Genomic DNA, 26,860 nt, shown 5'->3' with positions numbered 1-26,860 from the left:
AGAGGTTCAGATCTCTCGGCCGTACCGGCGACACCGCCGGTACGGTGAGATCCGTGTTCGGTGAGACCCGTTGCGGACGGTGCCGGTGGGCAGCCGCGACATCGGACCGTACGTCACGGGTGCCGGGCAGCCCAGTGCCCGGCTGCGCTGTCTGGACATGCGCCCGGCGTTGTTCATGAGCACGGGTTTCGTGGCGTGTGACGCTCTGTCATTACTCGATCTCGAACAGCGGGATGGTCGGCGGTGGCGGTGCAAGCACCGTGCGAAGGCGGTTGACGTTGCCTCGCCACCGCTTCCATTTCTCCGGGTCGACCCAGTTCGAGGCCGGCCCGGCCTCCTCGCTCATGACGCGAGCGAGGGCATCGTCCGCGAGCGTCCGGAGATCGGCAGCGAAGACGGGCATGGGTTCTTCAGGGCCGTAAGGTGTGTCGATCGGGTCGCCGCCAGGGCATTGCGCCGCGATCAGCGCGGCGGCCGCCACCGCCTTTTCTCCTTCGGCGAGCCAGCCGTTGGCGTCGACGGTGCGCGCGAGGACTCCACGGACCAATGCCTCGCGCTCCTCGGGTTCGGCGTCGTCGAGAACATCGGCGAAGTCCGCGGCGGTGTCGTTGTCGAAGGGGCCGGTGTCCCAGGTGCCCATGTCGATCTCCTCGGGTAGCTGCGCCAGGATCCTCGCATCAGCCACCGACATCGCGATCACCGTACAGCCGTACGGCTGTACGAGCCGTACACGCCTCCGCAGAAGGGCGAAGCCGGCGCGCTCGAGCATCTGGCGCTTGAGCATCTTGATCCGGTCGACATGCCCCTCGACCGCACCCGGGTCTCCCGAAAACCGCGGTCCTGGCCTCTGCTGAACCGGGCCGCGTCTCCGTGCTTGCCATAGGCGATCACGACGCCGTACATTCCCTGCACCCGGCTTGTCCGGCCGCTTCGTTTATCCCCTTTGAGCACATGAGGAGCGCCCGGTATGACGGGTGTAATGGCGGTCGCAGGCGGCACCGCATCCGGCAAGTCCACCCTTGCCGAAGCCCTGTCGCTGCAGTGTCCCGAGAGCGTGGCCCTGGTCCACCTGGACGACTACTACGTGCCCGCGCACGACCCCCTGATGGGTGTCTGGACGGTCAGTGCCGACGGGCACGCCGTCCTCGACTGGAACCATCCCGGGTCGATCGACGAGACAGCGGTGGCCCACGCCATCGACGCGGCGCTGCTGCGCCCCGGCGTCCTGCTGGTGGTGGTCGAGGGCCTGTTCGCGCTGTCACTGCCGTCCGTGGTCCGGCGGGCGGCGTGGCGGGTGTACGTCGACACCCCCGACGACATACGCCTGGCCCGCAAGATCCTCCGGAAGATCGAGACGCAGCGGCAGGACCCCCGACTGTCCCTGCGCAACTATCTGCAGACCGGCAGGGACCGCCACGCAGACCACGTCGCGCCCTCCCGGGCGGCGGCCGATCTGGTCGTGGACGGGACCGCGAGCGAGGACGAGATGCTGGCGGCCGTCATGCCCCTGATCGGGCCGGCCCTCGCGCCGCAGCCGGCGGCGCCCTCGCGGGCGCGCGCGGTGCGCGGTATGACACGTACTCCCGGGGTCCCGGCATTCGCGGTGTGACGTGCCCCGGGGCACAGGCCCCGGGGTGGGACGCCACGTGATTACGCGTCCGCCAACACAGCCCAACCCCGGCAGGCTCTCAGTCGAATCACGACCTATCCAGTTCACCTGCAGCCGGGCGAACTGCGGGGGCGAGCCATGATTTTCGAGGCTCGCCCCAAGTGGCCGGCTTCGAGCCTGCGTGATCAAAGCCTGGCTATGACCGCTCCTCCTCGCCCGCCACAGCTCGAGGTCCAGCCTCCCTGCCCCTCGATACCCAACTATGGGCGGGACGATTGCTGAGGCCTGCTGGGGGGATCCGTCAGTCACTGTGAGTCCGTGAAGGTCGCCTGCGATCGGACTCGCAGGACCGGGCCTGTAGGCGGCCAGCGTGTTGTTGATCGGAGCCGGTCAACCGTTCGGCGCGGGCGCGGGCTGCCGGCGAAGCCAGGCCGACCCTGCTGCCCGGGGCGACACGCACAACGGGTGCCTCAGTGCTGGAAGACCGCTGTCGCCACGGGCACCGCCAGCAGCAGGCTGAGCCCGATCAGGGGCAGTCGGTCCAACCACAAGACGGCGACGAACTCGCGCAGGGTCGCGGAGAGCCAGTACGCGGGGGAGGTCGGCGCGCCCACGACGTGGACAGGAACGCCGGCGCGACGGGCCAGCAGGGCCGTGCGGTAGACGTGGAAGCCGCTGGTGACCACCGTGGCACGGTGCCCGGAAGCGGCGGTGCGGTCCATGAGGGCCGCGCTGAAGCGGAGGTTCTGCCCGGTGTTCACGGAGCGGTCCTCCCGCACGATCCGGTCGGCGTCCACCCCGCGGGCGCGCAGGTAGTCGGCCATGGCGTCCGCCTCGGAGCGCACCTCGTCGCCGCCCTGACCGCCCGAGACGACGAACACCACACCGGCTGCGTCCGGTGCGCCGGCGGCGTCGACCGCGAGGGCCCGCTCCAGCCTGCGGCGCAGCAGCGGACCGGGCCGGTCGCCATTGAGCCCGGCGCCCAGGACGACGACATGGGTGGTGTCCGGCGGCGGGGTGCTGCGGCCCCGGACGAACACGTAGATGGTGAAGACGAGGAAGAGCAGGCTGAGGTATCCGGCAGCCGCGTTCACCGCCACCAAGAGGGCACCGGCCACCTTGCCCCCGACTGTCTGGACGACTGCGTCGAGGCCGAGCACCGCCAGCAGGGCACAGCCGGCGGCGCCGGTGGCCAGCAGGGACGCCTGCGGTCCGTAGCGCCGGACCAGGACGATGCCGTCGACCAGCAGGAGCAGCCCCAGCACGAGCGTCATGAGCAGGGCGGCGAGGGCGAGCACGGTCACGACGGTGGGGTGCGTCTCCGCACTGCGGGCGGCCCCTCCGAGCCCGGCCGACGTCACCGCGAGGCAGAACAGGACAGCGGTGGAGAACCGGTGCGGCGCCAGCGCAGCATGGACGACGCTGCCCACGGCGAACACCGCCGCGGCAACGTACTCCGGGTACTCCGGCACGTCCCCCACCACTCCGCTCTCCCGCCCGCCGGGCCAGATCCTGTCGCCGCCTGCGCATTCCCGGACCCGCGCAGCGCTGCTGGGCCCGGTGCGGACGGCCGCCGGACATCCTCGCAGACTCGTCCGGGCCCGCCGTACGCAGGCGGGCCCCGATGCCATCCAGGGGTGTTCCGCCGCGCCTGCGCGTGGCCGACGGGCAGGAACGCAGCGTGCGTCTGACCGAAGTGCCGTGGATGGACGAACAGGGACGCCCGCCCGTGCCCTTCGTGGGCGAGGGAACGGCCCCGACCCGATGTGTCCGACTCCTGACATGCGACACGAGTCAGCACGCCTGCGACTGCGCGGCCGGCCTGAACGTCACAAAGGTCCCGACGCGTGATCCTGGCCCAGAACCCGGCTGGGACACCCAGGACGAGCCTGGCAACGGCACGCGGGCAAAACGCCGGGAGCGGCAGGCCGCCGAGCAAGCAGAAGGGCCTGCTGTATAGAACAAAACCGGTGCTTGGCAGGCGCGGTCGAAGAGCGGAGCGCTCATGATGGCGGCGACCAGGCGCACCCCTACCGGCGGTTCGCAGTGCCCTTCGAAGGAAGGTCGTCGGATCCCGCGGCCCCTTACGTCACCCAGGTCGCGAGATCCTCCAGGGTTCAGCCCCGCTTCCGGGTCCTGAGGGTGCCCGCCCGTATCACCGTGCCGCGGGTGAAGGGGATGCCGTCCAGGGCGTCGGCTTACGCCGAGGGCGTCCAACACTCGATCATCGACCAGGTCACTGCTGAAGCGAGGCAACCACCGAGTTCCAGTAGCGATGGACGACCCCCGACGGCCCCCAGGAAGCCCCATGGCCCGGCCGGACCTCTGGAGATACCATCGGCTCTCTTTGCGATCATCTAGGGGAAACAGTGCGTCAACGTCGAGTATCCATATGCTCCGCTCTTGGAACTCTCGCCCTGGTCACGGCCTGCTCGGACCCACAGGCCTCCCCCGCCTCCACCACACAGCCATCGACCTCGGCCATCACACAATCATCGACTCCGGCCACCACGCAGTCATTGACTACCACCACCACGCTCGACCAAGCGGATGAGCGCCTCCACGAGCTGTTGCTCCAGGTGACCACGGCCGCACGGAAGTCAGGACCGCCCCCGATCGGCGCCGTGCATCCCGCAGTGGAGACCGCTCCCGACTGCCAGGATCCGGGCACCGCGAGACACACGGTAACCATGTCGCTCCTACAGGGGGTGCGGTCTCCGGACGTCGGCCCCAAAGTCCGAGCCGACCTCGAGAAGCAGGGTTGGACCATGGGGGGATGGCGCATGCATGACAATAGAAGGCGATATACATCCCCGGGCAAATTCGGGGAATTCACCATCTTCGTCTCCTACGTGAAGGGCTCCGGCGAGACGAACGTGCTCGCGAACACTCCGTGCCTGAAGGGCTCGCCACTCACGAAGCCCTCGATGTTCCCCGAATCTGCCCGCACCGAACCCCAGTAGGTTTCCAGCGGTGTGCAGGATGACGAGGCCGGCGGACTGCGGCTGAGGGCTGGCTAGTTCGTGCCCGTACGCACCTCGTGCAACAGCCTGGCCCCACACTTGAGCCCGTCCACGGCGTGGGACCACTCATCCTCGACCGGGCGCTGGCCCGACGCCTGCGGCACACGGTCGCCATGGCCGGCCGCGAGAGCAGCCACGATGCAGACGGCTCCATCGCCGCCTGGGTTGTCTGGTCCGGCAGCAACGGGACGCCCATTCGCCACCGGATCTACCTCTCCGCCAAAGGCCTCTGACTGGCGTGCCGCAGCGCCTGTCGGGCGCGACCTGAGTGCGATGGAACTGCTCCGCCGCCGCACCCGGCAGCGGGTGGGCGAGTGAAGCCGCGTACTTCGCCGGCCGGACGGATCCGACACACGTTCCACGAGGAGCACCCGTCAGGAGGGGGAGGGTTCGCGGCGGCGAGCAGGACCTCGACTCCTACCGACTCGCCAGCTCCCCAGCCCGTACCGAAGCCGCGGCCAGCTAGGTTCCGCTGGGAGCGTCCGCCACTTGTCCAGCCTCAGGGGGAGCTGGCCTGGCCGACGACCCATCGGAGCGAAGCGGGCCCGCAACTCGTCGGGGGTGACAGGCCCCGGGTCACGAACGGGCTGACCGACGTCGGCAGGCCAACTGGGACGGACGCGTTCAACGAAGTCTGTGAAGTCGTTCCGCAGATACCGAGAATCGGACGGCTTCAGCCGAATCTGCTGGCGGCTGTCAGCCCACCAGATCTCGAATTCGGCAACCGTGCCTTCCGTCGGCCAGTCCTCGCTCTCGTCCGGCAGCAGCAGGACGTCGACAAAGCCTCCGACACTCAGGCCGATGTCCACGAAGATCCCGATCGCACCGGGCCTGGGAACCTTCACCACAGTGCCCTCGAAGAGCTGCCCGAAGCGCAGGCCCTTGCGAATCCGGGCCCACTCGGCATCTGTCACCACGAACGAATCATCGCACCTTCTTCCGTCCGCCTCAGTGACACGGCGCTGACGTCACTTGTCGTGAACCATCCACGAGTCGGCTGATGTCCAGCGCGGACGGTTTCGAACCGCCGGCATCCGCCTTGTAGGTTCGATCCGGGAGCGTCCTGGCAAGGGTCCCGCCTGATCAGGATGGACGTACCGGGCCATGCATGGGTGTCCACGTCCAGCGCTGTTGATGTCACCTGTGGACGTCAGAGACGTTCGGGGTCGGTCGCCTCCGAGTCCAAGGAAGGCGGCAAGGGGTGGGGACCTTGCAACCGTGCGTCAGGGCGAGCACGACGCATCTGGCTTCCCGGCGGTCGTAGCCGGTCGCTTCCGTGATCTCGGTGCTCGCTTCCCGCCAATTCCCCTGCTGGATCAGCTGTCGTGCTCGTTCCTGCGTGGGCCATGGGACGGGGATCTGGAGGGCGCGGATGATGTCTGCATCCCAGCGCTGTCGGCGCGCTCGCCGGACTCGTACCCAAGTTCCTAGGGACAACTTCATCGCTTCCTCTCTCCCGCAGCGTGCAACGGGGCCAAGTGTCATGGCCTGAGTCTGCGTCACGCGCTTGACGGGAGACGGTTCTCTGATCGGCTGGACTTGCCAGTCAGCCCGTGTGACCCGTCAGGCTGGAGATCAAGAGACGGTCCGTGGTCCAGTTTCAATCGCTGTGATCCGTTGTCGTTCGGCGATGTTGATATCAGCTGGTGACGTCAGACCGTGGGGTGTTCGTTCGGCAGTGGGGCGCGTACGAACTGGGTGCATCGCTCGTCGCAAGCACCCATCGAGTGGAAGTTCCTCCGTGCTTCCGTGAGGCTCAGCCGGCCGTTGGGGCCGCCTCGCACTCGATCCGCATCGTGGTCGTCCTGCCCGTCGTCTTCCCAGAAGCACACCGGACAGATCTCGAAGGTGCTGCGCTCACCGAGCGTCAGGAAGCCGCAGCAGGGACAGGGGTGCGGACCGTCATCGGCCTTCCCTTGGATGTTGAGGAACGGAGTGTCCATCACGGCATCCTGTCTGGCATCGCCATGGATCGCGAGCCGTTATACACGAGCTGCCCAGCCATTGGAGCCGTGAGCTTGGGAAGCGTGAGGCCTCGGTGCGAGCCGACTTGGCTGAACTGCGGCGGAGCAGGCAGGAAGCCCTTCTGACCGGCGGCCCGTCCACATCGCTTCCCGTGGCGCAGCCAACACGCGGTGCGTGAGCGGGCATTGAAGGTCTGGAGCGCGTCCGATGATGATTCGGCTTCTGGCAAGTTTGCTCAACTGGGCAACGGCGAAGTCGGGTTACCCGCGGCCTTCCAGGGAAAGACCTCGAGTGCATCTCAGGAGTCGGAGGGGGCTGCTCATGAGCGAGACATCGCGGGCGCGGCACGACGAGACAGAGCCGGGGCCGCCGTCCGAGCGCGGCTCCGATCGCTTCAGCGACGGTCCCCCTGATCCCCTCGCCTCGCTGCTGGCCAAGGTCAGCAAGGGGGAACACATCTCGACTCCCGGAGACAATGCGGGCGCCGAAGACCGTGACCCTCATGACGAGGAATGGCGGGAACATGATCGCCATGGCCCCTATGCGCAGGGGCGTCGCCGGAAGAACTGACGCCGAGGGCGGATTCCTCATATACGGCAGTGCGAACCGGGACTTGGCATGAGGGCCACTCCGCAGGCGCGAGCAAGCTCACGCCGCGTTGGGCGGGCCCCAGAACGACCCTCAACGGCTGGTGCCAACACATCAGGCGCCGTGCGTGACTGGTCCCCGGCCTTCGGAACAGGTCCTCGAGGGCTGACCGGTTTGGCGCAGGCGGCGAGAGTGCATGCCCGTGTTCATAGTCGGCCGCGCGCCCCCTCCCCCAGGGGGCGGCGGTCGTGTCCCTCGCGCTCTCATCCCCTCCGGAGCTCAAGCGTGATCGGTGTGTTGATCCCGACCTTGTCGCCCGGGCCCGGAGTGCTGGATACGACGGTCCAGGCACCCAGCCCACTGCCCGGGTCGCTCATCACGTCGTGTCCGTCGGGTGCGACGGCCTGGATGTTGTCGAAACACTTGAGGTCCTTGCCGAGCGGGTCGAACGGCTCGCCCTGGACGTCGGGCATGGGCTGGGGCCAGTCCTGGGCCCGGCAGCGCGCGTTGACGCTGTCGGCTGCGTACGACGGCGACGACTTGGAGTTCTCGGACGGCGAGTCGCTGCTGCAGGCACCAAGGGCGGAGACGAGCAGGGCGCTGACGGCGGTGACGGCGACGGTGGCGGCACGGCGTTGCATGGCGGATTCCCCTCTGCGCGAGCTGGCTAGTTGATCGGTCCGGTCCGGTGTCCGGCGACCCGGATCATCCAGCCGGCCTGCGAGAGGTTCGCAAGGTTCGAGTCGGGTCCGCATTCAGCGGATCGGGAGGCTGCGGCGCCCTTGGCGCGTACGGCCCTGCCCTGTTGATGAACTGCGGCTCCGCAGCAGGTGGGCGCGGTCGTGAGGCCGACGCCGTTGGTTCTTGCGTGCATGGTCCCCCCAAGGACGACTTGAGCGCCGCCATTGTGGCGCCTGTGTGACTTGGAGTGCATGATCACGAACGCTTCGTGTCGTACCTGTGACCCGCAGATGTACGAAATTGCCCTTACACCGCGGATGGCGCGGGTGCCGGGCTCTCGGACCTCAGCCGGCGCCAGACCGGTCGGGGACAGCGGCCCTTGGGGCGGCCGCCGGTGAAATCCTGGTAGGGAACCCTGAGCGGCTGAAGGCCGATCTCGACCCAGTGGTCTTTGCCCGACGTGAAGTCCCACCCGTAGTTGGGCATGCGGATGTGGTCGTCGCGGTGGTCCTTGTTCTGGCTGGTGATCTTGAGGACCTCCACGTAGTGGGGACGGCTCCGCATGACCACGCAGTAGCGCTCCTTGCTGCCCTCGTTGTCCCGGAACGGGACCACCGCGTGCCAGATCTCGCCCGGACCCGGGCGACGGCTTCCCGAGGGGAGGCCGCGGTCGTCCCACCGGCGCGCCGCCACCAGACACAGGTACGCGGTGAGCGCGGCGGCACCGCACTGCGCCATCGCGCGCGCACTCCACTCGGGCGCGTCGAAGCGGGCCGCGGCCCAGTGGGCGGCGACCTGCGCGAGCACGAGCACCGCTGCGGCGCGAGCGGCGACCGCCCATGGGGCGACGGACCGTCGGCGGCTCGCGAACAGGGTCAGGCCCGCGGCGACGACGACGGGCACGCCGTAGAGGACCGCGTACTGCACCGGGCCCTTGACGTGCAGCGGTGGATCCTGAGACGCCATCAGGTCGGGCAGGGTGACCGGCAGTGCCAGGGCGTAGCCGATGGCCGTCCACAGGTTCAGCAGCAGATAGCCCTTGACTGCCATGCCCAGGCAGGACGTGTTGGTGCGACGAGCCACCGGATCCCCTCTTCGATCTGTACCGGATACCGCATGGTTCAGGCGTACCGGATACCGCATTGTTCAGGCGGCCGGGACGCCACGGAGCGCGAAGTCGGGAGTTGCCGGGCGGCCGGCGGTTCGTGTGCTATCAGCCCCGCGCGGGCGGCACTCGTCGCCGGATCGCCCGCCGCGCGTCCCTCCGGTGTGCGGCGTTCGGGTCATAGCCGTCGGGTGGCGTGCGAGCCGGAGCGCGATGGGGCGGCCGTACGGACGGTCAGCCCATAGCCTGAGCCGGCCGGGAGATGAGTCGACGTCTGGAGCAGCGCGTGGCCGGGCTGACGGTGTGGCAGCGGCTGGGAAAGTGGAGGCCCCTGCTGCCGGTGGTTCTGCTGTGCGCGGCCGTGGTGATCGATTTCGCCACGCCGCCCACGGTCAGCGCCGCGGCTCTCTACGCGGCCGCGATCCTCACGGCGGCTCCCCTGCTGTCCCTGCGCGGGACCGTCGCCACCGGCGTGGCGGCATTCCTCCTCGACCTGGCCATGTTCGGGTACTTCGGCTTCCACGGGACCGCCACCGAGTACAGCGAACTGTCCATGGTCGCGACGGTGGCCGTGATCTCGGTCCTCCTCAACCGCCTCCTCCATCACCTGCACACCCAGCTCCAGTCGGCCCGTGACATCGCCGCCACCGTCCAGCGGGCCGTCCTGCGCGACCCGCCGAAGGCGAGCGGGCCGCTGCGGTTCGCCGCTCGCTATGAGGCCGCGCAATCGGATGCGCAGATCGGCGGAGATCTCTTCGCCGTGGTCGATACGCCGTTCGGCGTGCGCTGCGTGATCGGCGACGTGCGCGGCAAGGGTCTGAACGCGGTCAGGGCCGTCGCGGACAGCATCGGCACCTTCCGTGAGGCGGCCCTGCAGGAGCCCAGCCTCACCGCGCTCGTGGAACGGCTGGAGCGAGCCGTGGCTCTCGAGATCGAGCAGTCCGGGGGCGTGACCGAACTCGAAGGCTTCATCACCAGCGTGGTGGCGGAGTTCCCCCGGCACGGGGACAAGGTCCGTCTGGTCAACCGCGGTCACCCCGCACCCATGCTGTTGCTGCCGGATGCCGTGCGATATATCGAACCCAGCCTGCCGGCGTTGCCCCTGGGCCTCACCGCCCTCGCCGCCGGTCCGGAGCACGTCGACACGGTCACGTTCCCGAAGGGAGCCACTCTGCTGCTCTACACCGACGGACTCACGGAAGCCCGGAACACGAAGGGCGAGTTCTACGAGCCGGCCGCCAGGTCCGACCTGTTGCGGTACGCCCGTCCGGACGCCCTCCTCGACGCCCTGCTGGCCGACGTACATCGGCACACGGGCGGCCGACGGGCCGACGACATGGCGCTGCTGGCGATCACCCACGAACCCGAGACCGCATGACCCGCGAGGGTCGGCGACGCCGGGGGTCCGCTTCCGGCCGCGGCCGGGCATGGGATGCTCCGGTGATCACATCCGTACCCGTTAGGGGAGACCCATGGCAACACTCGAGGAGATCAAGGCGCTACTGGGAGAACCCGGTTTCCATTGGTCCGATCCCGCTCCCTGGACGCGCCTGGAACAGGAACTCGGGGTCGCCTTCCCCGCCGATTTCCGGGCCGTTGCCGACGCCTACGGCCCCGTCCTGATCAGCGGCGGGCTGGTCCTCGACCACCCCGGCCACCCGACGAGGAACCTCGGCGAAGAGATCAAGGAGTCGATGGAGTTCTGGCTGGAGGAGGATTCGGCGGAGTTCCTTCCCAGCCGCGCGGGATCTCGCCCCGGGGAACTGTTGCCGATCGCGACGGGCGCATCGGCGGAGACGGTCTTCCTGCGCGTACCGCACGAGCCGTCGGCACCGTGGGCCGTGGGCGTGCAGGAGATGGACAGTGGGGAGTTCGTCCTCTACGAAATGGCCTTCAGCGACTGGCTGTTGGCGTACCTGAAGGGCGAGGACGTGATGGCGGGCGCCTCCGCACCGGAGCGGCCGTACTTCGAGTCGCTGAGCTAGGCGAGGTCCGGAGGCTACTAAGGTCCGGAAGTTACCGAGGTCCGGAAGTTCCCGGGGTCCGGGAGCCTCTGAGGTCCGGGAGACTCCGAGGTCGCGGGAGGCGCCGGGCCACGGAGGCGCATGGCATGGGGATGCCCCGATGACCAAGATGCCGTGATCCGGGAGATCCCCTGACCGCGGGGTCCCCGCAGGAACCCGCCCGGCTCAGACGTCGGCAACGGCATCGGCGACAACACCCTCAGCGGGACGCTCCGCGACCTGCCCACGAGACGTCCGCCGCCCCGCGAGCCGGCAGCCGAGGCAGTCGCTGTGACCGTCGCGGGCGGTGACGTCCCTGACCCGCCAGTCCCACTGGGAGGCGGGACGAGGACCACTCGGTTTGCCCCAGCCCGTCAGGTGCAGCAGCCACGTGGTCAGCAGCGCCAGGACCAGTACCGCCACTCCGGCGAGCGCGAGAAGCCCCGATGCCTTGATCAGCGCGAGTCCGCACAGTCCGAATCCCAGGACCGCGATGCCCGCACCGCTCCAGCCGGCGACCGTGTGGCCCAAGTCGTGGTCGTCGTCACCGTGGATGAACATGATCTCGCCCCTCGAGAGCTGTGAAAATGGTAGGGATGACCCTGTCGCGAGATCCCTTACCTCGCGAGCTAATTATCTTAGATCCTAAGAGGAACCGTGAGTGATCACAAGGCTCGCCCGGCCGCGACGGCCGATCATGCGCTCTACGCCATGGACCGGATGATCGCCACAGCCCAGTTCGGACAGCAGGACATCGCCCGCAGGATGGGCCTGAACGTCACCGACCTCACCTGCCTGGGCTTCCTCATGGAGGCGTCGATGGCCGGCGAATCACTCGTCGCGGGCGATCTCGCGGAACGGGCCAGGTTGACCACGGGAGCGGTGACGGGAGTGCTGAACCGCCTGGAGAAGGCGGGCTACATCCGGCGTACCGCGGACCCGGGCGACCGCCGACGGGTGTACGTGGTCATGGAGGAGACCGCTCAGGAGCGCATTCTGGAGATCTACGGCCCCGTCTACCAGCGACTGGCGACCCTCTTCGCGGACTACGGACCGGATGAGATCGCCGTGCTGGCGGACTGGTTCACCAGGGCCCGCACCATGTTCGACGAGGCGCTGCACGAAATCCGGGAGGGAGGAGCACCCGCTTCACCCTCGGCCGGCGCGGCTGCTCCTCACCGAGGGTGACGATCACGCGCCCCGTCAAAGCTGCACCTGTCGTGGCCGTGCAAAGATCACGATGTGAACGGCATACGATTTCGCCTCGCCACTGAGCCCGACGTGGCTTCCGTCGTTCGTCTGCGTGACGATGCCGCTCGATGGATGCTCGCTCAGGGGATCACCGGCCAGTGGCAGCCGGGTGAGCTGGACGAGGGGCACTTCCGCCGGGTCATGACGAGTGGAGAGGTCTGGGTCGCGGAAGACGCCGACCGTTTGGTCGGGGCTTGGGAGCTGTGGTGGGCCGATGAGGACGCCTGGGGGCCACAACCACCCCTGGCCGGGTACGTCCACCGCCTCATGGTGGACCGGACCAACGCGCCGCCGGGAACAGGGCAGCTACTGCTCCAGGCCGCCGAGCGTCGAGTGGCTTCGGCAGGACGGGCGTTGGTACGCCTGGACTGTCTCGCCGCAAATGCCCGCCTTAACGCGTACTACCTGAACGCCGGCTATCAGGTCGTCGGCCACAAGGCGGGCAAGCCCCAACCGGGCGGCATCCGGAAGTCGTTCACCCTTCTCGAGAAGGCCGCGCCGGTTCACGGCGCGGAGCCCTAGGCCTGTCTGACACTTCTCACAGCGAGCGGGCCCCCGCTCTCCCGCGAGGGCCCGCCATCAAGGTCAAGGTCAGGATGCGCCTACGGACTCCACGACGTTCCCGGCGCTCACCGCTTCGTCCTGGGCCATGCCGAGGAAGCGCTGGACCGTCTGGATCGGCATGTCGAGCCCCTCCGACGCCTCCTGCATGCCGCCGAACACCTGCACCGCCTCGGCGACGGCCATGGCCACCTCGACCTCGGCCTTGCGCACCTTGGCCTCGGCCTTGTCCACGGTGTCGACGACCGCCAACTGACGGCGCTGCTTCTCCTGAAGGCGCTGCTTGCGCGACAGGGCTCTGTCGGAGTTCGAGTTCTGCACAGACATGGCCAAGATCATAATCAGTCGCCCGCACACCCGTGAAATCCGCAACTGGCCCGCACCGCGTGGACATTCACGGTTCGAGGGCAGGCTCCCGCACCGGCTCCAACCCGACCTTCAGGCGCCCCGCATGAGCTCCGCGTTGACGGCGTCGACCTTGGCGTACAAGGGCCCCTCGACCACGACGTCCTGGCCCCTCCCCCGCCGCCACGGGTCCACGTCGATCACGGTGACGAGGGCATTGCCCAACCCGACGACGACCCACCAGTCCCGCCCGTCCGCCCGCAAGCGCCAGGTCGACTTCACCCACCTGCCGGTGTCCATACGCACCTCGGCCGAGACCAGGTCCCAGCTCGTCGGGTCGAAGGACACCAACTCCTCCACCGGGGCCTCACGTTGACGTATCCGCTCGGTGACATGGCCGCCGCGGGCCGCCAGCCGTACCGGCTCGCGCAGGATGTGACGGACCCGTACGAAGAGGGACTCGGGGCCCGACTCGACATGGAAGCGGGCGGTCTCGAAACGGGGTGGCACGGCGAACTCCTCTTGACCGGGCGGGTGGCCGGAACGGGCACGAAGACACGAAGCACCCCGTCGACCGGCTCCGCCACAGCACGCTGCTGCTCGACGAGCCGCTGTCGCCGAACAGGGCAGCGCCCACCCTACGATCACCGCAGGTGGGAGGGCTCGCGGCTAGCGGCAGAGCTCCATGATGATGTCGTCGAAGCCGGGGAACTCCCGGGCGGCCTCCTCGATCACGGAGCCTGCCGGTGCGCGGTGCTCCGCTGCGCATCGCTCCGCGATGGCGGTCAGTTCACCATGAGGGCGGGGAACCCGGTCGGGTTCGTACGAGGTGGCCGCCTCCAAGGGTCCGAGGCCGTCGGCCAACACCCACAGGAACGAGCCCAGGTTGGGGGCGACGACGCCGGTCTCCCCCTCGGAACCCATGAAGACGACAGGCTGCTCGGCCAGGGGCCGGCCGTCACGGACCAGCCAGAACGCCGCGTATCCGCCGGTGCCGTCCTGCCCGAACACACGGAAGTCGTCGCCGGTCAGGTCGGCGTTGCCCGTCCACGCTCGGAACCAGTCGGTCGTGTCGTCGGCCGACAGGAAGGCCTCGAAGGGTTCGAAGTCGACACCGTCACCACCGTCGTAGTCGAACCGGACCGCCAGGGCGGCGGCGAGTGCGGCGGGGAACTGGCGGTCTTCTGTGGACGTCACCCGAACAGGGTGCCACGGCCGGGATCTTGAGCATCGCCCAGGGGAGATCGGCGCCCGGCGGCCGGTCGGGAGAGCCGCGTTCCGCGAGCGCACACTCGCTGCGGAGGCGGCAGCGGTACGGGCTCGTCGGCCCGTACGTCGGTCTCGCGCCGTATCTCGGTCGCCGGGGACGAGCAGAGCCTGGCAGGGTGTGCAGTATGAACTCCGAGTCCGCGCCGCCCGATCCGGTCCGCCACCGCGACCACGGCACGTGGCTCGTCCGGTACACCGGCCGGATCCTCGTGGTCTGCCCCGGGTGCGGTGGCCGCGCTCTGGTGGTCCCTCGGCCGGACATCGGGCCTCCGTCGAAGTACGTCAGCGACCTGCTCTTCCGACCCCGACGCCTCGCGTGCGCCGGCTGCGGCGCGGTCGCCGACTGGACGGCCGGACAGCGGGACAACGCCCTGATCGGCGCGGTGCCCGGCGGCACCGAGGACCCCTTCTTCGGGCGCCCTCTCTGGCTTCAGACCCGCTGTGCCGGACGGATTCTGTGGGCCTACGACGAGGAGCACGTCGACGCCCTCAGCGCCTTCGTGGGCGCCCGGCTGCGCGAGCGTCGCGCCTCCCCGACGATGGCGATGTTCGCCCGCCTTCCGGCCTGGATGAAGTCCGCCGCGCGTCGCGACGAGGTGCTCGCGGGCCTTGCGACCCTCCGCGCCCTGGCGGCCCGTTCGGCTCCCGCGGACCGTTCCGACGCGGCCCACGAACGCGGCGACCGCCCACGCCGTCACGGCAGCCTGCTCTTCCGCGGCGGTCCGTACTAGGTCCGGCTTCGAACGGATCTTGCCGAGCGCGGGATGAGATGACGCGAGCCTGACCGCTACCTCGAAGGAGCTCGAAGGAGATGGCGGTCTTGTCGTAAGGGCCTACGTCCTGCCATCGGGGGCACCTGATCGTCGGCATGGCGGTGCTCCAGACCTGTGCGGACTATCGGCAAGGACGAACGACCGCGGTGGAGGCGCCGGCCCTTCGCCTTGCGCGACAGCCGCCGTTCGCCTTGCGCGACAGCCGCCGTGTTCAGATGCGACCGATGTCCGGTGCGGGCGCGATCTTGGTCGAACCGTTCACCGTAAGGTGCACCGAGCTCTTGTAGGTCACGCCGGCCGCGGGAAGGTGAACGGTCGGGCCGAAGCAGGCACGCTGGAAATTCGGGTTCAGGACGGAGTCGGCGCAGGTCACGTTGCTGCCGAACTGGGAGGACGTCCACCCGCCGATGTTGACGGCCTTCGGGCCCTGATTGTTGACGACCATGATGACCTGAGCGTCGCCGTTCTGGTTGGCCACCAGACACCCCTGGAAATACACGTCGGGGTAGGTGGCGTGCGGGATGGTGGACTCGCAGAACAACGGGATGCTCGGATCGAGTTCCTTCCAGTTGACGGTGGCGGCGCTCGCCGGCGCGGTGGCAACCGCCACGGTCAGCAGCCCCGCGGTCAATACGCCGGCGACGCGTGCAACCCGACGTAACCTCATGTGCCCTCCCTTTCCCTACATGTGACTGGTGCGCTGCGCTTCGTGCTCATGGGTGTGCGTGACCTCTCCAGGACAGCCACAGTGCTTGGAGCCACTCATGCTCCGGGTTGGTACTGACGGATTCACCCGTCCATTGGACGGCCGTGGCACCGTTCGCCAAGCCGGCGGTGCCGATGGTGGGTGGATCAACCGGCCGCGCACCACAATGCCGGGGCGCTCGACTGCTGTCGTTAGCTCCGTGTGGACGGTGACTTGTCTTTGCGTCCACTGGAGCGGGCCGGACTCTGTCAGCGGGTGATCGCGAAGCGCGTAGATCGTTCGCGGAACAGCACGTAGAGTCCGTCCTTCCCGACGGATCTCGGCACGGAGCGGACATGACGCGAGACGGCACTCCCCTGCTCCGAATCCTCCTCATACCGGTGCTGGCCGCTGCCTTGACCGGATGCTCGCTCCTCGGTCCGGACGCGCCGTGCACCCTGGCCGATGACGCCTCGCGGGTCTCGGTCGTGTGGCGGCCCGCCGACTTCGGCGGCCGGGACGCGGCGAGCATCAGGCTCTGCGTGAACCGTCACTGCGAGGAGGGCAGGTCGGGGCGTCCCGACGATCCGTTCGCCACGCTGTCGGTCCGACTGCCTGATGACGTCGGCGCGTCCACCCTGCCGGTGCGGCTCACCGTGACGTCCGCGAGGAGTGGTGAGACTGTTGTCGAGGACAGCGCCCGCGCCCGGCTGAACGAACAGCACCCCAACGGAACATCGTGCCCGCCCACCGTCTGGACAGCCACGTTCCGCGCTCACCCGGACAAGGGCCTCACCTCGCCGAGGGGCTTGAAGCTCCAAGGGTGAGTCACGCGTCGCGAGCGGACCCGACCGGAACCGGCCGCCTCAGCAAATACACCCCCGCCACCGACACCAGTACCGCCATGCACGCGATGAACACCAGCCCGGCGCCCTCCAGGCCGATCGGGCCCACCAGGACGCCCACTCCGATCACCGGCACCGAGATGCCCGCGTACGCGACCACGAACAGGGTGGAGATCACCGCCGCTCGCTGGTGTTCGGGGGAGGCCTGGGCGACCGTGGTCAGGGCGCCGCGGAACGCGAGGCCCTGACCGGCGCCGCCGACGATCGCGCTCAGCACCACCAGGACCAGGAGGTCCCAGCGGAGCGCGCCTGCCAGCAGGGCGAGGCCGGCGAGGAGTGCGGCGCAGCCCAGGGGCAGGGACCGTCCCGCGCCGACCCGGCCGACGGCGAGCTGTCCTGCGGTCGAGGCGAAGAAGGCGAGGGCGACGACCAGTCCGCTCACCGCGTGGTTGGTCACGTCCACGGATTCGGCGAGGAACGCGGGGCTGACGGAGGTGAACACCCCGAACAGGGCGAAGCCCACGAACGCGGCGATCGCGGGTGGTGTGAACACCGGCCGGACCTGCGGGGGCAGTCCGGGCCGCTGCGGTCGTACGGTGTTCAGCGGGCGGCGTTCGCGGACGGTCTCCGGGAGCCGGAGCACCACGGCGGCGGAGAGCGCCACCAGGGCGAGGTGGACGACGAACGGCAGATACAGCGGCCAGGGCGCGTACTGCGCGAGGAGACCCGCGATGAGCGGACCGCAGCCGAGTCCGCCCATGTTGGCGGCCGTGGCGACGAAGGTGGCCCGGGCGGCGCCGCCCGGTGGGGCCAGTTCCATCACGTAGGCGGTGGCCGCCCCGGTGAACAGGCCCGCGGACAGGCCCGACATCAGCCGCCCCACGAAGAGCCAGCCCAGCCCGGTGGCGGCCAGGAAGCAGACGGCGCTCGCCGCCGCGAAGCCGAGGCCCCACAGGAGCACGGGGCGCCTGCCCACCGTGTCGGACGCGTTGCCCGCGAGCAGCAGCACGCCCATGACCCCAAACGCGTACACGGCGTACACGACGGTGACGGTCAGCTCGGAGAAGTCGAACTTCTCCTGGTAGAGGCCGTAGAGCGGGGTCGGCAGTGTGGTGCCGGCCATGCAGACGGCGAACACCGCCCCGCTGAGCAAACACTGGCGCCACCCTCGGCGATCACCGTCCATGCCGCCGACAGTAGCGTCGTGGCCGTCGTGATCCCGGCCCGACGTGCCGCCGCGAGGGGCGGTGGGAACCGGAGGGGGCGACGCGGTGGTCTTCAGTGGTTCGGGTGCTCGGCGATGGTGGAGGGCGGGTGTCCGCCCTCCCGCGGAGGGAGGGCGGACACCCGCGTACGGCCTGTCAGGGGTCCGGTGCGAGGCGGGCCCGGAGCTGCGGGGAGGCGGGCTCCGGGCGCCTCGTCGTCAGGAGCAGTTGGCCGGTGCCGCCTGGGAGGCGTCGTGGATCAGCGCCTCGTGGGCGGCCTTCAGCCGGGCCACGTCGGGCTTGACCACCGCGCGGTCGTAGGTGATCAGGCCGTTCAGTTCTCCTTCCACGTCCGAGATCTGGGTGTAGACGGCGCCGTTGCCGCCCTTGCAGGCGAGCTTGTGAACCTCGGCGAGGCGGGCCAGGTAGTCGTCGGTGTACGCCGAGGGGTCGACGTCCACGTACGACTGCTGCACGGACCAGGCGTGTCCGGGTACCGCGAGTCCGAGTCCGCCGTACTCGCCGCTGACCAGGGCCCGTTTCCCGTCCGGGTTCGGTGGCAGCGCGGGGCTCGGGTAGCCGTGTTCGTCGATGATGTCGCCGGTGCCGCCGTCCACGCCGAGGTTGATGCCCGACATGGAGTTGATCAGGCGGGTCGGGTCCCAGGCCTTGGCCTGGTCGGCGATGCGGGCCTCGTCGTACTGGCCCCAGCCCTCGTTGAAGGTCACCCACATGACAACCGAGGGGCTGCTGATGTGCTCGTCGATCATCTGCTTCATCTCGCGCTCGTACTCGGCGCGGGACGCGGCGTTCGGGTTGACGCCCGCGATCATGGCGGGCATGTCCTGCCAGACCATCAGGCCGAGGCGGTCGGCCCAGTAGAACCAGCGGTCGGGTTCGACCTTGATGTGTTTGCGGACGGCGTTGAAGCCCATCTGCTTGTGCATCCTCAGGTCGTACGCGAGGGCTTCGTCCGTGGGTGCGGTGTAAAGGCCGTCGGGCCAGAAGCCCTGGTCGAGGGTGGCCATCATGAAGACGGGTTTGCCGTTGAGGACGGTGCGCGGGGTGCCGTTCACCTGCTCCACGGCGATCGACCGCATCCCGAAGTAGCTGCGGACGTGGTCGGCGCCCACGCTCACCTTGAGGTCGTACAGGAACGGGTCGTCGGGTGACCAGAGGTGCGGGTCGGTGATCCTCAGGACGAGCGGCTGCCCGGTACGGCCCTTCACCGTGGCGACCTTGCGGTGTCCGGCGTACGCGGTCGCGGTGACCGGCACTCCGTCCCGCACGCCCTTCGGCTCGACGGTGAGCCGGCTGTTCTCGACGTCGGGCGTCAACTTGAGCGAGTCGACGTGGTCGGCGGCCACGGGCTCCATCCACACCGTCTGCCAGATGCCGGAGGACGGGGTGTACCAGATGCCGCTGGGGTCGAGCCGCTGCTTGCCGACCGGCGGGTTCTCGCCGTTCTGCGCGTCGGTCGGGTCGTAGACGCCGACGATCAGTTCTTGGGTGCGGCCGGGCCTGAGCGCCGCGGTGACGTCGGCGCTGAACTTGTCGTAGCCGCCCTCGTGTTCGGCGACCTTGGTGCCGTTGACGTAGACCTCGGCCCGCCAGTCGACGGCGCCGAAGTTGAGCTGGAGGTGCTTGCCGGAGCCGACCTTCCAGTCGGCGGGCACGGTGAAGGTGCGGCGGTACCACATACGGTCCTCGTGCCGTTCGACGCCGGAGAGCTGGGACTCCACCGGGTAGGGCACGCGGATCTTCTCGGCGAGCTTCTTGCCGACCGGGGGCTGTTCGCCGGCCTGGGCCGGGGCGAACTGCCAGGAGCCGTTGAGGTCACGCCAGTCGGTCCGGGTGAGCTGCGGCCGGGGGTACTCGGTCTTGGTCTTGCCGGCGTCGACGGCGTCGGCCCACTTGGTCCGCAGTTCGTGGGTGGAGCGGTTGGGTCCGCTGCTCCAGAAGGCGTTGACAACGTTGCCGTTCGTCCCGGAGAGGCCGCCCTGGCCGTCGTAGCGCAGGTCGGCGGTGCCCTTCGCCGTACCGGACTTGTTGCCGACGACGGGTTCCTTCAGGCCGACGATCAGGGACTTGGGGTCGGCGGGGTCCAGCTTGGCCGTGGCCAGCGGCCATTTGGCGCCGCCGATGACGGCCTCGACGTGGTCGGTCAGACCCGCCGGGGGTGCGGTGAGCGGCTGGGCGAAGTCGAGGCGCAGGCTGCGTCCGTCGGCCTGGACCGTGGTGGCGACGGCGCCGTCGTAGGCGTATCCGTCGGGCAGCCGGAGCGCGGACTGCGGGACGGCCGTCTTGGTGCCGCCGGGCGGGGTCCAGCGCAGGTGGAGGTTGGAGCCGCCGAAGTGCTCGAAGTACTCGACCTTGATGTCGTAGGCCTGTCCGGCGGTCAGGTCGAGGGGCTGGGAGGTCTGTTCGCGGTCCCAGTCGTCGACCCAGTGGTCGATGGCGAGGTGCCCGTCGACCCAGAGCCGGAAGCCGTTGTCCCCGATGATCGAGAACGTGTGCGGGCCGGTCTTCTCGGGGACGATCCGGCCGGTCCAGCGGACGTTGACGTCGTCCGCCTGTCCGGTGGCGAAGGAGAGCCGGGGCTCCAGGTTGTCGAAGTCGAGGTTGGTGTCCAGTCCGGTCGCTTTGAGCTCGTGGAAGTCGAAGGCGCCGGGGGCGGACTGGGTGTAGTACTCGCCCTTCAGGCCGTGGACCTCGACGGGGTCGTCGGCGGCCGTGGCGGTCGGGGCCACGGTGAGCCCCGTCAGTGCGAGTAACGCGGCTACCAGGAGTGTCAGTCGGGGGCGGAGTGTTCTGATGCGCACGGATCCTCCTTGGCTGAGGAAGGGTGGCGGCTCGTTGCTTCAGTCTGTACAACGTTGGAAGTAGCGGGAGTGGGCATCACAGCACGGGTCCCGGCCTCTGTCCAGGATCATGACAAACGGCCAGGTGACAGAGGCGCACATCGATGAAGAGGAGATCCCTTGCGGGTCAGCCTGAAGGACGTCGCGGAGCACGCCGGCGTCTCGATCAAGACGGTTTCGAACGTCGTGAACAACTATCCGCACGTCACCCCGGCCATGCGGGCCCGGGTCCAGGAGGCGATCGACGAGCTGGGCTACCGGCCGAACCTCACGGCGCGCCACCTGCGCAAAGGCCGCACGGGCATCATCGCCCTCGCCGTCCCCGAGCTGGGCAACCCGTACTTCGCGGAGCTGGCGGGGGCCGTGATCGACGCCGCCGCCGAGCACGAGTTCACCGTCCTGCTCGACCACACGCGCGGCGACCGGGAACAGGAAGTGCTGGTGAGCCAGGGGTTCCGGGCGAACGTCATCGACGGTCTGATCCTCAGCCCGCTGGAGCTGGAGGACGACGATCTGCGCTCCCGCACCGACGACGTGCCCCTCGTGCTGCTCGGTGAGCGGCAGTACGAACTTCCCTACGACCACATCGCGATCGACAACGTGTCCGCCGCGCGCAGCGCGGTCCGTCACCTGCTGAGCCGCGGGCGCTCGCGGATCGCCTACCTGGGGGCCCGCACGGATTCGGCCAACCGGCCCGCGCATCTGCGACTGGCGGGCTGGCGCGCGGAGTTGACGGAGGCCGGGGTGCCCGCCCCCGACGAACTCGTGGTGCCGGTCGGCGGCTGGGACCGCGACGAGGGCGCTCGGGCGATGGCCAGGCTGCTGGACTCCGGGGTGCGCCCGGACGCCGTCTTCGCGTACAACGACCTGGTCGCGATCGGTGCGATGCGGGTGCTGCACGAACGCGGTCTGCGGGTGCCGTGGGACGTGGCGGTGGTGGGCTTCGACGACATCGAGGAAGGCCGGTTCGGGGCCGTGACCCTGACGACGATCTCACCGGACAAGCAGGCCATCGCGCGAATGGCGGTGGCCTCCCTGCTGCGCAGCCTGTCGGGCCGGACCGAGCCCGGCGGACGTGAACTGACGGCCGATTTCAGGCTGGTCGAGCGGGAGAGCACGCTGGGGCGGCGCTGACGGGATTTCGGGCGGAGGGGTTTACAGGCCTCTTCCAACGATGTAAAAACCTCCCCGGAACGACGAGTACACCGAGCCGACCGCAAGAGCCGATCATCCCCGGGAGCGCTCTCAGCGCCGGGGCCGTGCCGTTTGGGGACTCCATGAAGCCGCTCGCACCACGTCACCGCACCTCCGCCAGGACCCTCCTCGCCACCGGCCTCATCACGAGCCTCGCGCTCGTCTCCGGGTGCGCGAAGTCCGAGGACGACACCGCAGGCAAGGACAAGAGCTCCGCCGGAGCGAGCGACCAGGGCCAGGTCGTCGCCTCACCGTCCACCGGGTCCGGCCCGACCTGCGCCATCGACGCCTACGGCGCCAAGAAGATCGACCTCAAGTCGGCCACCGTCGGCTTCTCCCAGTCCGAGAAGGAGGCCAACCCCTTCCGGATCGCCGAGACCGCGTCGATCAAGGCCGAGGCGGACAAGCTGGGCGTGAAACTGCTGACGGCCAACGCCCAGTCGCAGTTCTCCAAGCAGATCAGCGACGTCCAGGACCTCATCGCCAAGGGCGCCGACCTCCTGGTGATCGCGCCGCTCAACTCCGACGGCTGGGAGCCCGTCCTGCGCTCGGCGTCCGCCAAGCACATCCCGATCATCACCATCGACCGCAAGATCAACGCCACCGCCTGCAAGGACTACGTGAGCTTCATCGGCTCCGACTTCGTGGAGCAGGGCAAGCGGGCCGCGGACCAGATGATCGAGTCGACCGGCGGCAAGGGCGAGATCGCCATCCTGCTGGGCGCCGCCGGCAACAACGTGACGACCGAACGCACCAAGGGCTTCGAGGACCGCATCAAGGAGAAGGCTCCCGGCCTGAAGATCGTCTTCAAGCAGACCGGTGAGTTCGCCCGCGAGAAGGGCCAGTCGGTCACCGAGAACCTCATCCAGTCCAAGCCCGGCATCACCGGGATCTACGCCGAGAACGACGAGATGGGCCTCGGCGCGGTCAACGCCCTCAAGGGGGCGGGCAAGCAGCCGGGAGCGGTGAAGATCGTAACGATCGACGGCACCCGCAACGCCGTCCAGGGCATCGTCGACGGCTGGATCGACGGCGTCGTCGAGTCCAACCCGCGCTTCGGGCCGCTCGCATTCCAGACCCTGGACACCTTCACCAAGGGCGAGAAGGTCTCCCAGGACATCGTCATCCAGGACAGCGCGTACACCAAGGACAACGCCAAGACCGACCTGGGCAAGGCCTACTGACATGTTGTCAGTGAACGGCCTGTCGAAGACCTTCCCCGGCGTGAAGGCCCTGTCCTCCGTGGACTTCACGGCCCGCGCCGGGGAGGTGCACGCCCTCATCGGCGAGAACGGCGCGGGCAAGTCGACGCTCATCAAGGTCCTCACCGGCGTCTACCAGCCCGACGAGGGCGAGGTGACGTACGACGGGGCTCCGGTCCGCTTCGCCACCCCGCTCCAGGCGCAGCACGCGGGGATCTCCACCATCTACCAAGAGGTCAACCTGGTCCCGCTGATGAGCGTGGCCCGCAATCTCTTCCTCGGCCGTGAACCCCGCGGCCGGCTCGGCCTGATCGACTTCCGGAGCATGCACCGGCAGGCCGAGGCGGCCCTGGGCGAGCTCGGCCTGCGGGTCGACGTACGCCGGCCCCTGCGCGAACTGGGCGTCGGGGCACAGCAGATGGTGGCGCTCGCCCGGGCCGTCTCGGTCGACGCCCGGGTCGTCGTCATGGATGAGCCGACCTCCTCGCTCGAACCGCGCGAGGTGCGGACCCTGTTCGGGGTGATCCGGATGCTGCGCGAGCGGGGCATCGCGGTGATCTACGTCAGCCACCGGCTCGACGAGCTGTACGAGATCTGCGACGCGGTCACCGTGCTGCGCGACGGCAAGGTCGTGCACACGGGCCGGATCGCCGAACTCGACCGGCTCAGGCTCGTGGCGCTGATGCTGGGGCGGGAGATCGCGGACGTACGGCAGGAGGGCCTGACCAAGTTCGCGGGCGGCCATGACACCGAGGCCGAACCCGTCCTGGAGACACACGACTTGACCGTGCGTCACCAACTGCACGGCGTGTCCGTCTCGGTGCGGCCCGGCGAGGTGGTGGGGCTCGGCGGGCTGCTCGGTTCGGGGCGCAGCGAGACGGCCAAGGCCATCGCGGGGGCGCTGCCCACCGACTCCGGCAGGGTCGTGGTGGGGGGCGTGCGGGTACGCACCGGCTCGACTCCCGCCGCGATCCGGGCCGGCATCAGTCTGCTGCCCGAGGACCGCAAGGCCGAGGGGATCGTACCGGGTCTCTCGGTGCGCGAGAACATCGCGCTCGCCGCGCTGCCGGGCCTCTCCCGCTTCGGTCTGGTCGACGAGGCACGCATCGACCGCATCGTGGAGACGTTCATGAAGCGGCTGCGGATCAAGGCGGCGAGTCCCCAGCAGAAGGTGGGCGAACTGTCCGGCGGCAACCAGCAGAAGGTGCTGCTGGCCCGGTGGCTGGCCATGCAGCCCAAGGTCCTGCTTCTCGACGAGCCGACCCGGGGCATCGACGTCGGCGCCAAGGCAGAGGTGCAGAAACTGATCGACGAACTGGCCGACGACGGGCTGGGCGTCGTGCTCATCTCCTCCGACCCCGAGGAACTGATCGAGGGCAGCGACCGGGTGATCGTCCTCAAGGACGGCGCGGTCGTGGAGGAGCTGACCGGCGACGCCGTCACCGAGGACCGGCTGATGCGCGCCATCGCCGCCGCACCCGCCGCCCCGACCGTCGCGGCAGCGGCCGTCGACGAGGGCACAGGACCGGGAGGCCACGATGACTGAACTGACACTGGGCCGGGTCACCGCCGACCGCGACCGTCTGCTGGCCCTGCTCCAGGAGTACGGCGTCTACCTGGGCGTCGTGGTCCTGTTCCTGGTGAACACCGTCTTCACCCCGCACTTCCTGTCCACGGAGAACTTCCGCACCCAGGCGGTCCAGGTCGCCCCGGTCCTCATCGTCGCGCTCGGCATGGCGCTGGCGATCGGCAGCGAGGGCGTCGACCTGGCGGTGGGCTCGGTGATGGCCCTGTCCACCTCCCTCCTGTCCCTCTATCTGGGCTACGGGCCCGGGATCGCCGTCCTGATCGCGCTGGTCGGCGGCGCCGTGGTCGGGGTCGCCAACGGCTCGCTCATCGCGTTCGTCGGCGTCCAGCCGATCGTGGCGACCCTCGCGCTGATGGTCGCCGGGCGCGGGCTGGCCCTGGTGCTCCTCCCCCAGCTCAAGGACGTCCACGACCCGGCCATGGCGGAACTCGGCTCCGGCGACGTCCTGGGTGTCCCGTACGTCGTCCTGATCGCCGCGGCTCTCGCCCTGCTCGTCGGCTTCGTCGTACGCCGTACGACCTTCGGCCGCAGTCTCCTCGCGATCGGGGACAGCCGCCCCGCGGCCCGGCTCGCCGGACTTCCGGTGCGCCGCGTCCTCATCCTCGTGTACGTCTGCTCGGGCGTCCTCGCGGCGGTCGCGGGCGTGCTCGCCACCGCCCGCCTCACCGCGAGCGACCCTTCCTCGCTCGGCAACCTGATGGAACTGTCCGCCATCACCGCGGTCGTGGTCGGCGGGACACCGCTGAGCGGTGGCCGTATCCGGATCGGCGGCACGGTCGCCGGCGCCGTCCTCATCCAGTTGCTCACCACCACGCTCATCAAGCACGACCTGCCGCCGTCGTGGACCCAGATCGCCCAGGCCGTGGTGATCGTCCTCGCCGTCTACGCGGCCCGGGAACGAGGAAAGCGATGACGACCGACGTGGACATACCGGTGCGCGCGAAGAACACGACGCAGGAGGAGGCGACCGGCGCCGGCCGTTCCGAACGGCTCAGCGCCCTCGCCCAGCAGCACGGCGCGCTCGTCACGCTGATCGTCGCGATGACCGCGGCGTCGATCGGCTTCGACACCTTCCTGACCGGCGACAACCTGGAGAACATGGCGCTCTCCTCGGCGTTCCTCGCCGTGGTCGCGCTCGGCATGACCTTCGTCATCATCACCGGCGGCATCGATCTGTCGGTGGGCTCGCTGTTCGCGCTCGGTGGTGTGCTCGCCGCCTGGGCGTCGCAGTACGGAGTGGTCGCGGCGCTGCTGCTGCCGCTGGCCGTCTGCGGACTGATCGGCCTCGTCAACGGTCTGCTGATCGCCCGTTCGCGGCTCGCTCCGTTCATCGTCACCCTGGCCTCGATGCTCGGCGCGCGGGGCATCCTGCTCTCCGTCACCGACGAGGGTTCCAAGACGTATCTCGTGGAGAAGGGGTCGTTCTTCTCGAAGCTCGGACAAGGGTCGTTGCTCGGCATCGGCGTGCCCGTGTGGATCACCGTCGCGCTGTTCGTGCTCGGCGCGGTGGTCCTGCGGCGCACCCGGTTCGGGCAGTACGTGTACGCGGTCGGCGGGAACGAGGACGCCGCGGCTCTGATGGGCGCCCCCGTGGCTCGTACGAAGATCTCCGTCTACACACTCTCCGGGCTGTGCGCGGGACTCGCCGGAGCGCTCAACGCGGCATGGCTCGCGTCGGGGGTCACGATCCTCGGCTCGGGCATGGAACTCGAGGCGATCTCGGCGGTCGTCATCGGCGGCACCCTCCTCACCGGCGGGTTCGGTTTCATCAGCGGTTCGCTCGTCGGAGTGCTGCTCCTGAAGGTCATCCAGAACGTCATCAACCAGATCGGCTCGCTGGACTCCGCCTACCAACAGGTCGTCAGCGGAGCCTTCCTGGCCGTCGTCGTCATCGCGCAGACCTGGCTGGGACGCAGACGCCGGGTGCTGTGAGGGGCGCGACCCGTCCGGACAGCGGAAGGCCCGCACCGATCGGTGCGGGCCTTTCGCGGTGATGCCGTCCTGCGGATGCGTACGTCGTCGGGTCCGGGCGGGCCCGGGACTACGCCCGGTCAGCTCCACGAGCGGACCGGTTGGCACCCGCGTACACCCCGAGCGGGTGAGTCAG

General features: G+C 69.2%; 26 protein-coding genes. 14 read left to right on the top strand and 12 right to left on the bottom strand.

The annotated features are described in order from the left end of the window. Window positions 1-211 precede the first annotated feature (211 nt). The gene (locus ACFRIC_RS07020) at window positions 212-640 is read right to left on the bottom strand and encodes a DUF4259 domain-containing protein (RefSeq protein ID WP_382780849.1); all 429 of its coding nucleotides are present in this window, start codon (window positions 638-640) and stop codon (window positions 212-214) included. 327 nt (window positions 641-967) lie between these two features. Here ACFRIC_RS07020 and ACFRIC_RS07015 point away from each other — a divergent pair, with 327 nt between their 5' ends. Continuing rightward, a complete protein-coding gene (locus ACFRIC_RS07015) occupies window positions 968-1,609 on the top strand; it encodes a uridine kinase (protein WP_382780581.1) in 642 nt (213 codons plus the stop codon). A 470-nt stretch (window positions 1,610-2,079) separates the two neighbouring features. Here ACFRIC_RS07015 and ACFRIC_RS07010 read toward each other — a convergent pair whose 3' ends face one another. Next, window positions 2,080-3,081 carry a YdcF family protein gene (locus tag ACFRIC_RS07010; protein WP_382780578.1) on the bottom strand — a complete coding sequence of 334 codons (1,002 nt, stop codon included), beginning with the start codon at window positions 3,079-3,081 and terminating at the stop codon, window positions 2,080-2,082. Between the two features lie 1,607 nt (window positions 3,082-4,688). On the opposite strand from ACFRIC_RS07010, the gene ACFRIC_RS07005 reads away from it, so the two are divergent. Then, entirely contained in the window at window positions 4,689-4,865 is a 177-nt protein-coding gene (locus ACFRIC_RS07005; RefSeq protein WP_382780575.1) for a hypothetical protein, read from the top strand. 1,419 nt (window positions 4,866-6,284) lie between these two features. Here the strand turns inward: ACFRIC_RS07005 and ACFRIC_RS07000 are convergent. After that, the gene (locus ACFRIC_RS07000; protein ID WP_382780572.1) at window positions 6,285-6,575 is read right to left on the bottom strand and encodes a CPCC family cysteine-rich protein; all 291 of its coding nucleotides are present in this window, start codon (window positions 6,573-6,575) and stop codon (window positions 6,285-6,287) included. A 343-nt stretch (window positions 6,576-6,918) separates the two neighbouring features. Between ACFRIC_RS07000 and ACFRIC_RS06995 the strand changes: the two genes are divergently transcribed. Then, complete coding sequence (locus tag ACFRIC_RS06995) at window positions 6,919-7,167, top strand: hypothetical protein (RefSeq protein WP_382780569.1); 249 nt, start codon at window positions 6,919-6,921, stop codon at window positions 7,165-7,167. Between the two features lie 281 nt (window positions 7,168-7,448). Here the strand turns inward: ACFRIC_RS06995 and ACFRIC_RS06990 are convergent, their stop codons facing one another. Both ACFRIC_RS06990 and ACFRIC_RS06985 read right to left on the bottom strand, forming a co-directional pair. After that, window positions 7,449-7,826, bottom strand: coding sequence for a hypothetical protein (locus tag ACFRIC_RS06990; RefSeq protein WP_382780566.1), 378 nt, complete (start codon window positions 7,824-7,826; stop codon window positions 7,449-7,451). 346 nt (window positions 7,827-8,172) lie between these two features. Further along, the gene (locus ACFRIC_RS06985) at window positions 8,173-8,949 is read right to left on the bottom strand and encodes a hypothetical protein (RefSeq protein ID WP_382780563.1); all 777 of its coding nucleotides are present in this window, start codon (window positions 8,947-8,949) and stop codon (window positions 8,173-8,175) included. 284 nt (window positions 8,950-9,233) lie between these two features. Here ACFRIC_RS06985 and ACFRIC_RS06980 point away from each other — a divergent pair, with 284 nt between their 5' ends. After that, a complete protein-coding gene (locus ACFRIC_RS06980) occupies window positions 9,234-10,349 on the top strand; it encodes a PP2C family protein-serine/threonine phosphatase (protein ID WP_382780559.1) in 1,116 nt (371 codons plus the stop codon). 94 nt (window positions 10,350-10,443) lie between these two features. Next, window positions 10,444-10,956: an SMI1/KNR4 family protein gene (locus ACFRIC_RS06975; protein ID WP_382780555.1), complete on the top strand. Its 513-nt coding sequence runs from the start codon at window positions 10,444-10,446 to the stop codon at window positions 10,954-10,956. Between the two features lie 204 nt (window positions 10,957-11,160). On the opposite strand, the gene ACFRIC_RS06970 is transcribed toward ACFRIC_RS06975, so the two are convergent. Beyond that, on the bottom strand, window positions 11,161-11,535 hold the full coding sequence (locus tag ACFRIC_RS06970; protein WP_382780552.1) for an HGxxPAAW family protein: 375 nt from the start codon (window positions 11,533-11,535) through the stop codon (window positions 11,161-11,163). Between the two features lie 150 nt (window positions 11,536-11,685). Here ACFRIC_RS06970 and ACFRIC_RS06965 point away from each other — a divergent pair, with 150 nt between their 5' ends. Together ACFRIC_RS06965 and ACFRIC_RS06960 are read left to right on the top strand one after the other, a co-directional pair. Next, the gene (locus ACFRIC_RS06965; RefSeq protein WP_382780847.1) at window positions 11,686-12,162 is read left to right on the top strand and encodes a MarR family winged helix-turn-helix transcriptional regulator; all 477 of its coding nucleotides are present in this window, start codon (window positions 11,686-11,688) and stop codon (window positions 12,160-12,162) included. A gap of 54 nt (window positions 12,163-12,216) precedes the next feature. Then, window positions 12,217-12,747 (top strand): GNAT family N-acetyltransferase, encoded by a 531-nt coding sequence (locus ACFRIC_RS06960; protein WP_382780549.1) that lies wholly within the window; start codon window positions 12,217-12,219, stop codon window positions 12,745-12,747. Window positions 12,748-12,816: 69 nt separating this feature from the next. On the opposite strand, the gene ACFRIC_RS06955 is transcribed toward ACFRIC_RS06960, so the two are convergent. The 3 genes from ACFRIC_RS06955 to ACFRIC_RS06945 all read right to left on the bottom strand — a co-directional run bounded on the left by ACFRIC_RS06955 (window position 12,817) and on the right by ACFRIC_RS06945 (window position 14,328). Beyond that, window positions 12,817-13,113, bottom strand: coding sequence for a hypothetical protein (locus ACFRIC_RS06955; protein ID WP_382780546.1), 297 nt, complete (start codon window positions 13,111-13,113; stop codon window positions 12,817-12,819). Between the two features lie 111 nt (window positions 13,114-13,224). Further along, window positions 13,225-13,641 (bottom strand): hypothetical protein, encoded by a 417-nt coding sequence (locus tag ACFRIC_RS06950; RefSeq protein WP_382780543.1) that lies wholly within the window; start codon window positions 13,639-13,641, stop codon window positions 13,225-13,227. Between the two features lie 159 nt (window positions 13,642-13,800). Next, the gene (locus ACFRIC_RS06945; protein WP_382780541.1) at window positions 13,801-14,328 is read right to left on the bottom strand and encodes an SMI1/KNR4 family protein; all 528 of its coding nucleotides are present in this window, start codon (window positions 14,326-14,328) and stop codon (window positions 13,801-13,803) included. A gap of 197 nt (window positions 14,329-14,525) precedes the next feature. Between ACFRIC_RS06945 and ACFRIC_RS06940 the strand changes: the two genes are divergently transcribed. Next, a complete protein-coding gene (locus ACFRIC_RS06940) occupies window positions 14,526-15,131 on the top strand; it encodes a hypothetical protein (RefSeq protein WP_382780537.1) in 606 nt (201 codons plus the stop codon). A 253-nt stretch (window positions 15,132-15,384) separates the two neighbouring features. Here the strand turns inward: ACFRIC_RS06940 and ACFRIC_RS06935 are convergent, their stop codons facing one another. After that, entirely contained in the window at window positions 15,385-15,840 is a 456-nt protein-coding gene (locus tag ACFRIC_RS06935; RefSeq protein WP_382780535.1) for a hypothetical protein, read from the bottom strand. Between the two features lie 374 nt (window positions 15,841-16,214). On the opposite strand from ACFRIC_RS06935, the gene ACFRIC_RS06930 reads away from it, so the two are divergent. Further along, window positions 16,215-16,685, top strand: a complete 471-nt coding sequence (locus ACFRIC_RS06930; protein ID WP_382780533.1) for a hypothetical protein — start codon at window positions 16,215-16,217, stop codon at window positions 16,683-16,685. Between the two features lies 1 nt (window position 16,686). Here the strand turns inward: ACFRIC_RS06930 and ACFRIC_RS06925 are convergent, their stop codons facing one another. Both ACFRIC_RS06925 and ACFRIC_RS06920 read right to left on the bottom strand, forming a co-directional pair. Further along, window positions 16,687-17,889 (bottom strand): MFS transporter, encoded by a 1,203-nt coding sequence (locus ACFRIC_RS06925; RefSeq protein ID WP_382780530.1) that lies wholly within the window; start codon window positions 17,887-17,889, stop codon window positions 16,687-16,689. Window positions 17,890-18,126: 237 nt separating this feature from the next. Continuing rightward, on the bottom strand, window positions 18,127-20,730 hold the full coding sequence (locus ACFRIC_RS06920) for a PA14 domain-containing protein (protein WP_382780527.1): 2,604 nt from the start codon (window positions 20,728-20,730) through the stop codon (window positions 18,127-18,129). 159 nt (window positions 20,731-20,889) lie between these two features. Between ACFRIC_RS06920 and ACFRIC_RS06915 the strand changes: the two genes are divergently transcribed. From ACFRIC_RS06915 to ACFRIC_RS06895, 5 genes are all read left to right on the top strand, one after another. Continuing rightward, entirely contained in the window at window positions 20,890-21,903 is a 1,014-nt protein-coding gene (locus ACFRIC_RS06915) for a LacI family DNA-binding transcriptional regulator (protein ID WP_382780524.1), read from the top strand. Between the two features lie 143 nt (window positions 21,904-22,046). Next, on the top strand, window positions 22,047-23,147 hold the full coding sequence (locus tag ACFRIC_RS06910) for an ABC transporter substrate-binding protein (protein WP_382780521.1): 1,101 nt from the start codon (window positions 22,047-22,049) through the stop codon (window positions 23,145-23,147). 1 nt (window position 23,148) lies between these two features. Further along, on the top strand, window positions 23,149-24,711 hold the full coding sequence (locus tag ACFRIC_RS06905) for a sugar ABC transporter ATP-binding protein (protein ID WP_382780519.1): 1,563 nt from the start codon (window positions 23,149-23,151) through the stop codon (window positions 24,709-24,711). After that, window positions 24,704-25,666, top strand: a complete 963-nt coding sequence (locus ACFRIC_RS06900; RefSeq protein WP_382780516.1) for an ABC transporter permease — start codon at window positions 24,704-24,706, stop codon at window positions 25,664-25,666. The genes ACFRIC_RS06905 and ACFRIC_RS06900 overlap by 8 nt, the downstream gene beginning before the upstream one ends. After that, a complete protein-coding gene (locus ACFRIC_RS06895) occupies window positions 25,663-26,685 on the top strand; it encodes an ABC transporter permease (protein WP_382780513.1) in 1,023 nt (340 codons plus the stop codon). The genes ACFRIC_RS06900 and ACFRIC_RS06895 overlap by 4 nt, the downstream gene beginning before the upstream one ends. Window positions 26,686-26,860: the final 175 nt, after the last annotated feature.

Origin of the sequence: Streptomyces sp. NPDC056738 (assembly GCF_042790435.1) — a bacterium.
Taxonomy (GTDB): Bacteria; Actinomycetota; Actinomycetes; order Streptomycetales; family Streptomycetaceae; genus Streptomyces.
This window is presented reverse-complemented; position numbering and strand designations above follow the sequence as displayed.

What these genes read in the sequence shown, in the direction of transcription:
- ACFRIC_RS07020 (WP_382780849.1), bottom strand. Translation starts at nt 640, where the DNA reads ATGGGCACCTGGGACACCGGCCCCTTCGACAACGACACCGCCGCGGAC.
- ACFRIC_RS07015 (WP_382780581.1), top strand. Translation starts at nt 968, where the DNA reads ATGACGGGTGTAATGGCGGTCGCAGGCGGCACCGCATCCGGCAAGTCC.
- ACFRIC_RS07000 (WP_382780572.1), bottom strand. Translation starts at nt 6,575, where the DNA reads ATGGACACTCCGTTCCTCAACATCCAAGGGAAGGCCGATGACGGTCCG.
- ACFRIC_RS06995 (WP_382780569.1), top strand. Translation starts at nt 6,919, where the DNA reads ATGAGCGAGACATCGCGGGCGCGGCACGACGAGACAGAGCCGGGGCCG.
- ACFRIC_RS06990 (WP_382780566.1), bottom strand. Translation starts at nt 7,826, where the DNA reads ATGCAACGCCGTGCCGCCACCGTCGCCGTCACCGCCGTCAGCGCCCTG.
- ACFRIC_RS06980 (WP_382780559.1), top strand. Translation starts at nt 9,234, where the DNA reads ATGAGTCGACGTCTGGAGCAGCGCGTGGCCGGGCTGACGGTGTGGCAG.
- ACFRIC_RS06975 (WP_382780555.1), top strand. Translation starts at nt 10,444, where the DNA reads ATGGCAACACTCGAGGAGATCAAGGCGCTACTGGGAGAACCCGGTTTC.
- ACFRIC_RS06970 (WP_382780552.1), bottom strand. Translation starts at nt 11,535, where the DNA reads ATGTTCATCCACGGTGACGACGACCACGACTTGGGCCACACGGTCGCC.
- ACFRIC_RS06965 (WP_382780847.1), top strand. Translation starts at nt 11,686, where the DNA reads ATGGACCGGATGATCGCCACAGCCCAGTTCGGACAGCAGGACATCGCC.
- ACFRIC_RS06955 (WP_382780546.1), bottom strand. Translation starts at nt 13,113, where the DNA reads ATGTCTGTGCAGAACTCGAACTCCGACAGAGCCCTGTCGCGCAAGCAG.
- ACFRIC_RS06940 (WP_382780537.1), top strand. Translation starts at nt 14,526, where the DNA reads ATGAACTCCGAGTCCGCGCCGCCCGATCCGGTCCGCCACCGCGACCAC.
- ACFRIC_RS06935 (WP_382780535.1), bottom strand. Translation starts at nt 15,840, where the DNA reads ATGAGGTTACGTCGGGTTGCACGCGTCGCCGGCGTATTGACCGCGGGG.
- ACFRIC_RS06930 (WP_382780533.1), top strand. Translation starts at nt 16,215, where the DNA reads ATGACGCGAGACGGCACTCCCCTGCTCCGAATCCTCCTCATACCGGTG.
- ACFRIC_RS06925 (WP_382780530.1), bottom strand. Translation starts at nt 17,889, where the DNA reads ATGGACGGTGATCGCCGAGGGTGGCGCCAGTGTTTGCTCAGCGGGGCG.
- ACFRIC_RS06910 (WP_382780521.1), top strand. Translation starts at nt 22,047, where the DNA reads ATGAAGCCGCTCGCACCACGTCACCGCACCTCCGCCAGGACCCTCCTC.
- ACFRIC_RS06905 (WP_382780519.1), top strand. Translation starts at nt 23,149, where the DNA reads ATGTTGTCAGTGAACGGCCTGTCGAAGACCTTCCCCGGCGTGAAGGCC.
- ACFRIC_RS06900 (WP_382780516.1), top strand. Translation starts at nt 24,704, where the DNA reads ATGACTGAACTGACACTGGGCCGGGTCACCGCCGACCGCGACCGTCTG.
- ACFRIC_RS06895 (WP_382780513.1), top strand. Translation starts at nt 25,663, where the DNA reads ATGACGACCGACGTGGACATACCGGTGCGCGCGAAGAACACGACGCAG.